This window comes from Proteus sp. TJ1640 (genome assembly GCF_003144445.1).
Taxonomy (GTDB): Bacteria; Pseudomonadota; Gammaproteobacteria; order Enterobacterales; family Enterobacteriaceae; genus Proteus; species Proteus penneri.
Genome location: NZ_PENY01000036.1, coordinates 1 through 12,411 on the forward strand (window position 1 = coordinate 1; position 12,411 = coordinate 12,411).

General features: G+C 41.6%; 13 protein-coding genes and 6 pseudogenes. 2 read left to right on the forward strand and 17 right to left on the reverse strand.

The features are described from left to right. Nucleotides 1–306 (reverse strand): annotated as a pseudogene (locus tag DK861_RS15895) (hemagglutinin); the annotation flags it as partial. A 164-nt stretch (nucleotides 307–470) separates the two neighbouring features. Here DK861_RS15895 and DK861_RS18525 point away from each other — a divergent pair. Further along, complete coding sequence (locus DK861_RS18525) at nucleotides 471–548, forward strand: hypothetical protein (protein WP_239452198.1); 78 nt, start codon at nucleotides 471–473, stop codon at nucleotides 546–548. A 56-nt stretch (nucleotides 549–604) separates the two neighbouring features. Here DK861_RS18525 and cdiI read toward each other — a convergent pair whose 3' ends face one another. From cdiI to DK861_RS18530, 10 genes and pseudogenes are all read right to left on the reverse strand, one after another. After that, entirely contained in the window at nucleotides 605–970 is a 366-nt protein-coding gene (gene cdiI / locus DK861_RS15905; protein WP_109400734.1) for a ribonuclease toxin immunity protein CdiI, read from the reverse strand. A gap of 186 nt (nucleotides 971–1,156) precedes the next feature. Next, nucleotides 1,157–1,339, reverse strand: coding sequence for a CPCC family cysteine-rich protein (locus DK861_RS15910; RefSeq protein ID WP_109400741.1), 183 nt, complete (start codon nucleotides 1,337–1,339; stop codon nucleotides 1,157–1,159). Between the two features lie 2 nt (nucleotides 1,340–1,341). Beyond that, a pseudogene (locus DK861_RS18605) lies at nucleotides 1,342–1,629 on the reverse strand (hemagglutinin); the annotation flags it as partial. A gap of 30 nt (nucleotides 1,630–1,659) precedes the next feature. Then, nucleotides 1,660–1,785: pseudogene (locus tag DK861_RS18595) on the reverse strand (hemagglutinin repeat-containing protein); the annotation flags it as partial. Between the two features lie 431 nt (nucleotides 1,786–2,216). Beyond that, nucleotides 2,217–2,438 (reverse strand): annotated as a pseudogene (locus tag DK861_RS15925) (IS1595 family transposase); the annotation flags it as partial. Between the two features lie 41 nt (nucleotides 2,439–2,479). Further along, nucleotides 2,480–2,833, reverse strand: coding sequence for a hypothetical protein (locus DK861_RS15930; RefSeq protein WP_109400735.1), 354 nt, complete (start codon nucleotides 2,831–2,833; stop codon nucleotides 2,480–2,482). A gap of 13 nt (nucleotides 2,834–2,846) precedes the next feature. Beyond that, nucleotides 2,847–3,995: a cysteine peptidase family C39 domain-containing protein gene (locus DK861_RS15935; protein WP_109400736.1), complete on the reverse strand. Its 1,149-nt coding sequence runs from the start codon at nucleotides 3,993–3,995 to the stop codon at nucleotides 2,847–2,849. 28 nt (nucleotides 3,996–4,023) lie between these two features. Further along, the gene (locus tag DK861_RS15940) at nucleotides 4,024–4,389 is read right to left on the reverse strand and encodes a DUF596 domain-containing protein (protein ID WP_109400737.1); all 366 of its coding nucleotides are present in this window, start codon (nucleotides 4,387–4,389) and stop codon (nucleotides 4,024–4,026) included. Between the two features lie 8 nt (nucleotides 4,390–4,397). Then, entirely contained in the window at nucleotides 4,398–6,290 is a 1,893-nt protein-coding gene (locus DK861_RS15945; protein ID WP_239452197.1) for a VENN motif pre-toxin domain-containing protein, read from the reverse strand. Beyond that, nucleotides 6,247–6,792, reverse strand: a pseudogene (locus DK861_RS18530) (hemagglutinin repeat-containing protein); the annotation flags it as partial. The gene DK861_RS15945 and the pseudogene DK861_RS18530, both read right to left, overlap by 44 nt. A 136-nt stretch (nucleotides 6,793–6,928) precedes the next feature. Between DK861_RS18530 and DK861_RS15950 the strand changes: the two are divergent. Then, a pseudogene (locus DK861_RS15950) lies at nucleotides 6,929–7,087 on the forward strand (SymE family type I addiction module toxin); the annotation flags it as partial. Between the two features lie 67 nt (nucleotides 7,088–7,154). On the opposite strand, the gene DK861_RS15955 reads toward DK861_RS15950, so the two are convergent. From DK861_RS15955 to DK861_RS15980, 6 genes are all read right to left on the reverse strand, one after another. Then, nucleotides 7,155–7,403: a hypothetical protein gene (locus DK861_RS15955; RefSeq protein WP_036914421.1), complete on the reverse strand. Its 249-nt coding sequence runs from the start codon at nucleotides 7,401–7,403 to the stop codon at nucleotides 7,155–7,157. A 4-nt stretch (nucleotides 7,404–7,407) separates the two neighbouring features. After that, entirely contained in the window at nucleotides 7,408–8,061 is a 654-nt protein-coding gene (locus tag DK861_RS18600) for a hypothetical protein (protein WP_272927301.1), read from the reverse strand. Nucleotides 8,062–8,638: 577 nt separating this feature from the next. Then, entirely contained in the window at nucleotides 8,639–9,133 is a 495-nt protein-coding gene (locus DK861_RS15965; RefSeq protein ID WP_109400739.1) for a lytic transglycosylase, read from the reverse strand. A 31-nt stretch (nucleotides 9,134–9,164) separates the two neighbouring features. Further along, nucleotides 9,165–9,902: a hypothetical protein gene (locus DK861_RS18335; RefSeq protein WP_204101279.1), complete on the reverse strand. Its 738-nt coding sequence runs from the start codon at nucleotides 9,900–9,902 to the stop codon at nucleotides 9,165–9,167. Between the two features lie 113 nt (nucleotides 9,903–10,015). Beyond that, entirely contained in the window at nucleotides 10,016–10,501 is a 486-nt protein-coding gene (locus DK861_RS15975) for a hypothetical protein (protein ID WP_109400740.1), read from the reverse strand. Nucleotides 10,502–10,513: 12 nt separating this feature from the next. Continuing rightward, nucleotides 10,514–12,411: VENN motif pre-toxin domain-containing protein (locus tag DK861_RS15980; RefSeq protein ID WP_162556790.1), on the reverse strand; the 1,898-nt coding region annotated here is incomplete at its 5' end.

Sequence of the window (12,411 nt, forward strand, 5' to 3'; positions counted from 1 at the left end):
GTCTTTATTCGGGAAGAGCTCTTTCGCAATATATCTCGCTGCTAATTCACCACCACCAGCACCTAATCCTCCTGCGGCGGCAGATTGGTTATTTAGCTCTGCAACTACAGCACCCAATACGGCATGCGCCATGGCATTCGCGGCTTTATTCTCTTCACCCACTTGTTGTTTTATCAACGTCGCTAAGTACGGCGATGAAGCACTTGCTAACGCTCCTGCTAAATTATCACCCGCCAGCCCTTGCAGTAATCCAGTCACCGCTTGGGCGGCTTTTTGGAAATCACTACCCGTGCCATATTGTGCCATGGCGTTGTTGTAGGCTTGGTCTTTAATAGCTTGCTCGGTGGGGTTTTAGAAGGAAATAAAAGCGGAGTTAAAACCAGACACTATACAGTGGGTTACTTACCGAACAGGGGGGGTAAACTAACCCTAGCCCACAACTCACTATTAGCGGTAAGTGGCTGAAGAAGTTGGGGTTTGAGGCGGGTAGCCACTACACCCTCACTCGCCAAGCCGGACAGTTGATTATCCAGTTGGCTGAGGAGTGATGTAGATGTGGATAAAGAAGACCCCTAACTATTATTAGCATCTTTCTTCTATTTTATTACATTGGCATTTTTGATAGTAAGTTATTTATACTCGTCTGAGCTTCAGGGTGAAGTTTTAAATACTTTTCACAGGCTAATCTGACGTAATGATAACAAGTTTCTTCAGTTACAATGACGGTATCTTCTTCTGTTGGAGGATACCCAATAGCAAACTCAACACCTTCAAAATGTTCAGTTTCATCATAATTATCCATGTCAGGGAAATGACAATATGCTCCATCTGTATTTAGTGCTCCTCTTTGAGAGAGTAATTCTATAGCTTTCAAAAAATCACCATCCTCATACATACGATCAAAATATGATGCAACAATAATATTTACACCGTTATCAATATCATGTTGATTAAAAAGCTCTTTTATCATATTACCTCTTAATAAAGAAGAGTAAAAAGGTTATCATCACCGCAGGGTAAATAGCCTCCGGCAATTCAACATAATACAAGGGGATTATGCGTGGTCTGAACATCACGACTACGCACAATCAGCATTATGTCTTGCGCCCTTTGGTGGGGATAACAATTAAGATATCTCACCTCAATTAATATAATTTTACTTTTTAAAATATTTCTTTTTTGCATCATTTAAATTGTTTGAATTTGCTCCACCAGAAAAATCAGGATCCTCCGATTGCACGGGATCATCTTCCCATCCACAAACAGAACAAATTTCATAATCACCAAGTTCACTTATTGTTTTATTTCCACAACAAGGGCAAGGATATAAATCTTCTATTGTCATTTTTGTTTTTCCCAATATTCAAGTCCATTTTGAGGTTTAAACATTGTTTTAGGAGTTCCGTCCGCATTTTTTACAGCAAAAGTATTTGTTGCCGGATTGTAATACATCGTATCTCCGTTCGCTCGTTCTTTTATCAAAGTACCCTTTGGAGGCGTGTTTACAAAATCATGGGCTGCATCAACATACTGCTTTGAATTTTGAAATTCAGGGAATTCACTTTTATGTTTATCCCAGTGACCATAAGCATTAGATACTGGGTCTGCTTTTTTAGTTTCAGTCCATATCTGAACCCGCTAAATTATCACCTGCTATACCTAGTAGTAATCCTGTAACCACTTGAATCTATGTTTATTTTTACCTGTTGCGGTAATCGACAGATTTTGTCCGGCATTTAAGGTACTGCCTTGCGACTGGCGGCTATCGGTGTGGGTTTCGCTTTTCGATGATTGGTATTAGTGCGCAGTTGTAAGGCAAAAAGCTAGACAGCTAAAAAAGAAGAAGGGGGTAAACCAGACAATATACAGTGGGTTTACGCCACTAACTGCGGTAACCCCAACTCCAGTTACAACTCTCTTAAAGCGGTAAGTGGCTGAATGAGCTGGGGTTTGAGGTGGGTACGCATTACACCCTCAATCACTAAGCCGGACAGTTGATTATCAGGTTAGCTGAGGGAGAGTAAACAGCTAGATGAGATCCCAGTATGGGCTGGGATCTTTTTATTAAAAATAAATTAAATTAATAAATGATTTTGTACATTACCAGTATTAAAAAATTCATACACAACTTGAATTACAGTCTCGTTAGGGCACGTTAGGAAATAACGCGTTCACGTTCCCCCGGAATAGCCGTTCATCTTCACCAGAATACGCATACGGCGACCACCAAAATAACTTTCGCACAGTTCAATCTCGCCATCAAGCCAAGAGTGCTTATCAACGTGCTCGGCTATCAGCACTCTGAACCGGTGAAAATAGTAAGCGGCAGTGATCCTGTGGACACCAACCAACTCTCCGGCAACACGGGCTGTGGAGCCTACAATAAATAGCTCAAGTAACCGCTCTTGTTTGTACTGACTGAGTCTGCTTTTTCTCATGGAACTATCCTGGATGATCTCAGTTATCTAGGACTGCTCTATCAAATAAATATTTCTTGTTTCATACCATCTTCCATTAAAATTAAGACGCTACTGCCTTTCAACATAAATTCATTATTTTTCTGAAGCACAACAGCATCTTTCAATTTAACAGGCATAGCAAAATAGAAGTATTCACTACCAACTAAACTTCCGAATGTTTCATCCTGTTCAAAAATTTTTTGAACATCACTTTCTGATAAAATAATCTTAGTACAACTATCGATGCTATTTATGTTATCTGAATCTGTTATACACCCTTTAACAGGGATATCTATTGCTGAAATAAATAAGAAACCATCTAGTTCATCAATAACTTCTTCCTGCAACGATAGTAAACTCCATTTCTCATTCATAAAATCATCCTTATTACTTTTTCGGTGATGTAATTATCGCCTGTCCTATAAATTTACTTTTAAACTCATCAATGGGTGTAAAATATTGTCTTCCTAAAGCAGGATCACGTATCGCAACAACAGTTTTACCATTCCTTACTGTAATGCCGTCAACAACTACTGCATGACCACCTCTATCCAGTTTCATAGCAACGATAGCAGGGTTTCCTTTTGATGTTGCAGCTGCAAGATCCTCAACAGATACTCTGGATATAAAGCGAGCATCAGTAAGCCCCTGATTTCGCATTGCTGAAGCTAAATTATTCATTCTCGCACCTTGAGATGTAACTTTAGCATCGGTTATTAACTTTCCGAGATCATGTTTTAGTCCTGAAGTATCCATTACCATTGCACACGAATTAGGACCACATGTAGGTAAGTTTCTTTGATTCAATACTAATCGTTCACCATTTCTCACTATACTTGTACTTAACGGATTCCCAGGCTCCAAATTCCCTACTTTTACAGGAACCCATTTACCTCCACTCCACTGAAGTGCCTTACCACCGATAGACACAACTGATGCACCTGCAATGTTGTAAAAAGTAGCCTCACCAATTTCATGTCCTGTAGATACACCTAAAGAAAATAAAGCTTTTTCTAACGACTGGGCAGGGATATCCTGACTCAACCATTCCTGAGGGATACCAATAACTATTTTTCCAACCTGGAGAGTATCTCCTAACATTTCACCAGCAGAGTGGTTAGTTACATAATTAGCAGCATTTTTAGCAAGGTCTGCTGCTTTTTCTGGTCCGGTATTCACAACCCCGTCAATCACGCTCTCAATTCGCGTATTATCTGGGTAATACTGATACTCTAACTCACCCAATAGCGTATTATCTGTAACTGTTTTTACATACTCTCTGTACCGATTATCGTAGTCTGCTTTTATCACTGCATATTTTTGACGTTGACATTCCATATCACCTTGGCAAGCAATCACTGCAGCTTCCATTTCTTTGCCCATTTCTCTAACTAACTGTTGTTTATAAGCTAATAACTCATTATCTTTACGCTGACTTAGTCCATTATTTTCACGTACAACATCTAATCGGCACTCCTTATCCTCGTTACAAGCGGCATATTTCTGATCTGCTTCTTCAATATCTTTTTTTGTCAAAAAGTCATTCTCAACTTAACATTCTATTCTATGTCCATTCTTGCGTACCATCTTGAAGTATCCAGACTGCCCCCCCAGGACAACTTTCATCAAAAAACCAAAATTGATCAATTAATTCCTCTTCTGTCTCAGGAAATGCGTCATAAAAACATTGCAATTGTTCATCTATCGAGCCACTTAAAAATTTACCGTGCTTAGCTAATTTTAAATGACCTTCATGCAATAATTTTTTTAAGAACCAAAAAAATATTTTTTTCCTTTCCGAAAAGGAAAAATCTTCACAAATCACATGCAGAGAAGGAAGCATGTCTGGTGTGATATATGCCCATAATCCGTCTAAAGCTTGGGTTTCAGCGTATTCAACAACCGTTTTATATTCAACATTTGATACCATATAGTTTCCTACCTGAATTTTATCTCTGCATTTTTTCCAAGCCCATTTTCTACTTGTTTTAAAGTAGGACTATTCCTTATTTGTATTGTCCAACGAGCACCTGTTTGCTCTGCTGAACTAGATACACTCCTAAGAGTTATCATTGTTCCATCAGCCAGTTTCGCAGTATAAATCCCATCTTTTACCTTAGTTAGAGGTTGAGCGGCCAGTTGCTCAGCATAATTATATATCTGTTGATCTGTTAAATTTTGACTTTCATAAACTCTAGTTGAATAACGATTCCCCCCTATTCCCTGCCTAATTGTCTGACCATCAATAGTTATATCCTGAGAAGGGGAGTTTTTATCATAAATTTTTGATAATTCATCAAAGCGTTTTTGTTGGAGCTCTCTACTACGAGCATTTTCCTCATCCTGAGGATCCCAACCACCCGGAGCACCAGAACTGCTGCCACCTAACTCATTTTTCTGTTCGTTCGTTAGCCCTTTGCCTATATTCGGAGTACTATTCTCATTATCTGCAGATCTGTCACTTTCTGCCCAAATTCGGTCACCCCATGTTTGTTCCCCAAACATCAGTCTGGCAGGTTCCTGATTATTGATGATTCGCTCATCAATATAAGCAATCTGCTCTGGCGTCAGCTGCCTCATCACTTCTATGTCACCATTTCTGGCGGCTATTCCTGCATCCATGGCTTCCTGAATTTGTGCTGCCGTTAAACCAAAGTTTACGCCTAATTGCATAAGCCCATTTCGGCAGGTTGCATTTTTCATGCATGATTCATAGCCTTTTTCCAAACCTTTAATGATTGGCTTGGCAGACATAAGATTATTCTCAACCGCATTCTTCCCAGCTTGCGAGCCAGTAATTGCACCCGCCATATCACCGGTAGTCAGTCCACCAGCAAGACCAGAAGCCAATTGACTTAATGCACTGACTTGCTGTTTTTCACGTTCAGTGAGTTCACTCACGTCTTTATTAGGGAAGAGCTCTTTCGCAATATATCTCGCTGCTAATTCACCACCACCAGCGCCTAATCCTCCTGCGGCGGCAGATTGGTTATTTAGCTCAGCGACCACGGCGCCTAACACCGCATGTGCCATGGCATTCGCGGCTTTATTCTCTTCACCCACTTGTTGTTTTATCAACGTCGCTAAGTACGGTGAAGAAGCATTCGCCAATGCACCTGCTAAATTATCACCCGCCAGCCCTTGCAGTAATCCAGTCACCGCTTGGGCGGCTTTTTGGAAGTCGCTGCCGGTGCCGTATTGTGCCATGGCATTGTTGTAGGCTTGGTCTTTAATGGTTTGCTCGGTAGGTGTTTTACCCGCCGCTTCCAGTTGTTTTTTGGCAATGGCTAACGCATCGGGGTCTTTCTGCGCTTTCAGACCCGCAATATCCCCTTCGGTGCGAATAATATCCATCGCCTGATTGCCAATTTCGCCAATCAGTTGCGCTTGTTTTAAGCGATTTTGCTCTTTCTCTTTATCGAATATTGGGTTGATGCTACCGTCATTGGCGTGCTCGGTATCGCGATTTAGCTTGTTAATATCCTGTTTTTGTTTGTCTTCATTGCGAACAATGACACTACCGTCACTGACCGCTGATTGTGTGGTGCCTTCGGCCTGTCCGCTGTTATTGGCGTTAGAGAGTAGCCCGCCCGCGGCATTGGTCACCAGTTGGCTACCAATTGGGCCACCGGTGCCAATCGATCCGCCCGTGTGCTCGGTAGTAAAATCGGCTTTGTTGTCGATATCTTTCCAACCTAATGTGCCCGTATCAAGGCGGTTTTTATCTTTGTCCGCAGTGGATGCAATCACTGCGCCATCAAGCTGAGTATGGTCTTTGACGTTGACATCAAAACCACCTTTGCCGGCAAAAATACCGGTTTGTTCTTTCACACTGTCGTAGTTGCTGTGTATCTTGTCTTTGCTGGCACTGATATTGATGTTTGGCGTCATAGCGGTCACTGTCTTGCTCACTTTGTAAAGTGAGGTCACGACCGACATTGATAGTGACTTGTTCGCTACTGACTTGAGCACCTTTGAGGGTGGTATCTTGCCCACTGTTTAAGGTGAGTTTATTACCTGCATCTAACGTGGTCTCGGTGTGAGTGAGGGCATTGCCTTTTTCATGGCCTTTGCCTTGGTTGACGGAGGCAGAGACATTGACCCCGTAGCCACCTTCACCCACACCTACACCAACCCCGATACTGCCGCCTTTGCTGCGGTTTTGGCTGGTGGTTTGCTCGGTATTTTAGGCAGAAACAAGGTTGATATCTTGCGTGGCAGACAGCGATAAGTCTTTGCCGGCTTTGAGTTCACTGCCAACAACCGTGATATTACCGCTGTCTGGGTTCGTATCTTTATTTTTACCTGTTGCGGTAATCGACAGATTTTGTCCGGCATTTAAGGTACTGCCTTGAGATTGGTGGCTGTCGGTATGGGTTTCGCTTTTCGACGGTTGGCATTAGTGCTCAGTTGTAAGGCAAAAAGCTAGACAGCTAAAAAAGAAGAAGGGGGGTAAAACCAGACAATATACAGTGGGTTACTTACTGAATTGTGGTAAACACAACCCCAGCCCACAACTGACATTCAGCGGTAAATGGTTGAGTAAATTAGGGTTTACAGCGGGGAGCCAATTTACCCTGACTCGCCAAGCCGGACAGTTGGTTATCCGGCTGGCTGAGGGGGACTAAGATAAAAAAGTGATTAAATAGATCAAATAGTAGGTGCTTAAGCACCTACTAATACACTATTAAAGCTTTATAGATCTTTATATCTATCAGGAAGATATTCTGGATTTCCGACCATTTTGATTAATCTAATAAGTTCTTCTTGGTAAAATGATAATTCTTCCCCATTTTCACAACCTGTGATTTTGAGTATTTCTGCATCAGAGCAATTAGCTAATACATAATCAATGCATCCTTCGTAAACCATTAACTCCCCCTCTGAAGCTCTCACATCATATAGAGTTACACTTGCAATACACTCTTTTTGTAATAAATCCATACCATCACCATTTGATATAATCAGAGAATTTTTCTTTAAAGTCATCTAGTTGCTCATTAGAAGGTCGTTGCCACTCACCTTTTTTGACTCTGTTATCTGTATTCGCTTTTGGATTATAAAAAGAAGTAACAACTTCTCCATCTGGCTCAATTATATGAACTTTTCCTCCTGAGCCTTTAACAATCCAACGACCATCTTCTTGAACTAAAATATCTGAAGGCCTAGATTTTTGAACATCATTAATGACTGAGCCAACTGGACGACCTTCTTTGTTTCTGATCCCTGCATGTTCACCTTGCGTAATCTTGTCTAAATAAGCAAGATCATCTAAAGATGGAGAGTCAGGTATAGGTGTTCCAGGCAGTTTTTCGATTGGCTCAGGGATCTGACCTCCGCCCGTATCTGTGCGTCCAGGTTCAACAATTTGGTTTCCACCTGTATGTGGCTGTAGTTCAATGCGGTCACCCCATGTTTGGGTACCAAACATCAGATCACCCAAACCACCACTGGCTAAAATTTGGCTATCCAACCACAGTATTTGATCTACTGACAAGTTAGCAATCTTCAATGGGTCTCGGCTGATCCCTGCATTAGTCGCTTCATCAATTTGCTCTTTGGTCAAAACAAATGCGGTTGATAACCCTAAAGTACCCGTCACAGCATTGCGGCAACCCGGGTTTTGAGCACAAAGTTTAATCGCATTTTTTCCGAATTCTTTCGCTATCGTACCGCTCAGTGAGTTATTCTCAACAACAACTCATTCCATTGCAAAACGGGCAGAAAAAAACCATTTTTTGCTAGTACATTCAGCAGGTTACCATCACATTTTCAAAAAGCATTTTAACCTACCGTGCCGATTTTCCCGGCGTGCGTTTTGCCGTTCTGTCGCCACATTTCGCTTAGTGTACGGCAATGGCGCCCACACGGGACGCGTGCGGCACGTAGGATCCCTTTCGCTTCTGGAGAGCCAAGGTTTTGCATGACCACCTAACCAAGGGAAGCCCCCTGGGGGCTGCATGGGCGCGAGCACGGGAACGAGCAAGGCGCTTGCGACTGCGAGCCGAGCGCAGCCCATTAGCGCTTGGGTTGGGGGGGAGGTAAACAAGCAGAGGGCGCAGCCCGACCGTGCGCCAATGCCGAGACGCGGGAGCCACATAATGTGGATTATGCGCAGTTGATACTCCCCAACCACGCACAATCAGCATTATGTCTTGCGCCCTTTGGCGATGATAATATTACCTTTCTTTTCGTATCAGAAGATCGTATTTACCAAACTCGGGAAATTTTTCGTAATTACCTGATATATCAACCATCGTCTGACTTTCTTCCAGTTTATAAGGATTAAACTGTTCTTCTCTTACAATAGTATTACCGTCTTCATTAAAAATATAAGTTGTGCCGCTTGATACGTTCAATATTCCGGCACCTTCACCTTCATTTTCAGCAAACTCACGGTGAACGGCCATAGAGAGAAATAGTTTGTTATCATTAATCACTTTAAAACTATAGAATAAATACTCTTTTAACTCCTGATCCAAAAAACCAACACTAACCCACCCAGCATTTTTAGTTATATTAATAAAGCATGCAGGTTTTACATCTGAACCAATGAGTACTGTGTAGAGCTCACCAGATTCATGTTTTTTTCGAGCTTTATTTTCACTATACAAATCAATTGGCTCCTTATATCCAATCGACCATTCCTTACAATAAAAAACATTCTGGTTCATTTATATATTTTCCCATTTGTATCACGGATCATCACATTAGCTTTTTTAGCCGCGTCCAGTACTGGTTGAGGTATAGGTTTATTTTGAGGAGGAATCTCCAAGATATTTGCACCTTTAGCTGACTACCAGCTAATGGCCCACTGGATGGAACCTTAGATATCGTAGCCCCTGCCGGATATTTATTCACCGCCTCGCGAATATAGTTTTTCGCGGTTGTTTCAGTGATCTCAGAAAACTGGGTGAACTTACGGGATACAATTTCACCTGTAGCCGGGTTATATGAATCAACACGGTAATAACCACTTCCGTCCGGTTTATTCACATACAGTTCATTATACGGATTGTTTTTAGACTGCTCAGCATTAAATTTATTACCCGCCTGAATATCCTGCAACCATTTAGGCTTACCACTGGCAACAGCTGAACCTTTCTCAACCAAAACAGTGCCTTTTTCAACCGTTGTCAACGCTTTCGCCGGCGTTAAAATAGTTGTCAGCATTCCGGCCAGATTTTCCAGTGCTTTCTGATCACCCTCGGCGGCTTTATTAACCGTATCTTTTACCGCCTCCCAGCTTTCTCCGCTGGTGAGTGCATTCACCGCATTTGAAACCGCCTGTTCTTTTTTGTTTAAGTCACTTATTGCCTGCTGACAATAATTGTCCCCCAGACCACAGGTAACAACCGCCGCAGTGGCATCAAAGGCAGAGTCACCCGCAAATAAGACGACATCGCCGGTTTCAGCAATCGCATTCAGTATACCATTAGTCACCTGTGATGCCAGATTTTCACCCAGTGTATCCCTGACCTGCTGCTTCCACCACTCATTACTTTGCTTCAGGGATTCACGGGTTTTATCTCCGGTCAGTGAGTTATTCTCAACAGTTAAACCCCATAAGCTCGAGAGAAATTTTCAAATGATTCAGTTAGATGATAAAAATCTGCATTAGGATCATTTTTGACTTCTTGGTATCTAGCTATTAGTTTCTCGATGAGCCTATCAGGTGTTCGATGTGATTTTGGATCGTTTTTTGCACAATAGAAATAAAATAAAGCTTTTTCTAGGCAAGGGATACTTAATTGGCGAGCATTTTTATTTAAAAAATCAAATGCGTAATTCCATTCAAATTCGGATAATAATAATCTATTTAGACAGAGAGACTTCAAGAAATCATCGTTAATATTTTTATCAGTCAATATTTTTTTATAATAAAAAAATGCCTTTTTATTATCTAAAGAAGTCAACTCAGATAAATAGTCAAGTAGATCATTTGCTGGATCATCAAATGACCTTGGGTCTACATAACCATAGGTTATATAATTATTTATGCCTACTAATATTTGTTCAATACTTTTATTTTTTTCACTCATAAGTTGTACTTATTATTTAAAAGCCCCAGCTTCGACCGTAGATAAACGTTTCGAGCCATCTGGCAGGATGGTCCATGTACCATAAACTCGAACATTTCCTTTTGAGCCATTAATAACAATAGATGTTCTTCTATTTGTAGCAGTTACATCATTAGCAGATTTTAGTAATTCATTGATAATCATTGAATTATTTAAAGGTGTGTCTGGTATACCTGCATTATTTAACACCTTATTCATATCTCTTGATTTTTCAACATTATGTATTTTACTTTCTAGTATTCGTAATTTATCAAAATTATTAGGATCTTTAGCAAACTGACTTTGATTTTTTACTTGCAGATCTTTAAGTGCATTATAATCTGCTTTTAATGTTGTTAAATCACCAGATGCTTTACCTCTTAAGTATAATTCAATCTTATCTACAGGTATTGCTGCATCACCTTTTACTATTGTTGCGTGGGTTTTGCCATGAGCATCGGGTAACCATTTAATACCGCTTTCCATTTGAGCAACTTTTTGAATGGTTTTTGCTGCTGCGCCTGAGACAACAACACTGGTTCCTATATTGCCTAACATTTTTCCTTGCAAAGATCCAACCATCTGTCCTGCAAGCTCTGGATCGTTAACTAGCGCATATTCATATAATTGATTCCATTCAGTAACGGATATTTTAATTGCATCATAAGTCTTATCATAGTTCCAGATTGCTGTTGTTAAGTCAGTAACAGCATCTATTGGGTTTAGAATAGTATTGATTGTACCCTCTATACTTTCTGATATCCCATCTTTCAAGCCATCTTTAGCTCCTTGTTCCCTACCTTTTCTATAGGCATCTTTTTTATTCTGGTCATCGCCATAGACTGCATCTAAATCAATACCATCTACCTGTTTTTGTATACTGGATTCAATGTCTTTCTGTTTTCGACCAGCCAAGTTAAAGGCATTATTCTCAACCGCGTTCTTCCCTGCTTGCGCTGCGGTGACCGCTCCAGCCATATCACCGGTAGTCAGTCCTCCGGCAAGACCAGAGGCCAGTTGACTCAATGCACTCACTTGCTGTTTTTCACGTTCAGTGAGTTCACTCACGTCTTTATTAGGGAAGAGCTCTTTCGTAATATATCTCGCTGCTAATTCACCACCACCAGCACCTAATCCTCCTGCGGCAGCGGATTGATTATTTAGCTCTGCAACTACAGCACCCAATACGGCATGCGCCATGGCATTGGTTGCTTTGTTAACCTCACCAGTAGCAGGGTCAGTTGTAAGCTCTTTAATCTTAGTTGCTAAGTACGGCGATGAAGCACTTGCTAACGCTCCTGCTAAGTTATCACCTGCTAGGCCTTGCAGTAATCCAGTCACCGCTTGGGCGGCTTTTTGGAAGTCGCTGCCGGTGCCATATTGTGCCATGGCATTGTTGTAGGCTTGGTCTTTAATGGCTTGCTCGGTAGGTGTTTTACCCGCCGCTTCCAGTTGTTTTTTGGCAATGGCTAACGCATCGGGGTCTTTTTGGGCTTTGTAGCCCGCAATATCCCCTTCAGTGCGGATGATATCCATGGTCTGGTTGCCGATTTCACCAATTAACTGGGCTTGTTTTAAGCGATTTTGCTCTTTCTCTTTATCGAATATTGGGTTGATACTGCCGTCATTGGCGTGCTCGGTATCGCGATTTAACTTGTTAATATCCTGTTTTTGTTTGTCTTCATTGCGAACAATGACACTACCGTCACTGACCGCTGATTGTGTGGTGCCTTCGGCGTGTCCGCTGTTATTGGCGTTAGAGAGTAGCCCGCCCGCGGCATTGGTCACCAGTTGGCTACCAATTGGGCCATCGGTGCCAATCGATCCGCCCGTGTGTTCGGCAGTAAAGTCGGCTTTATTGTCGATATCTTTCCAGCCTAATGTGTCCGTAT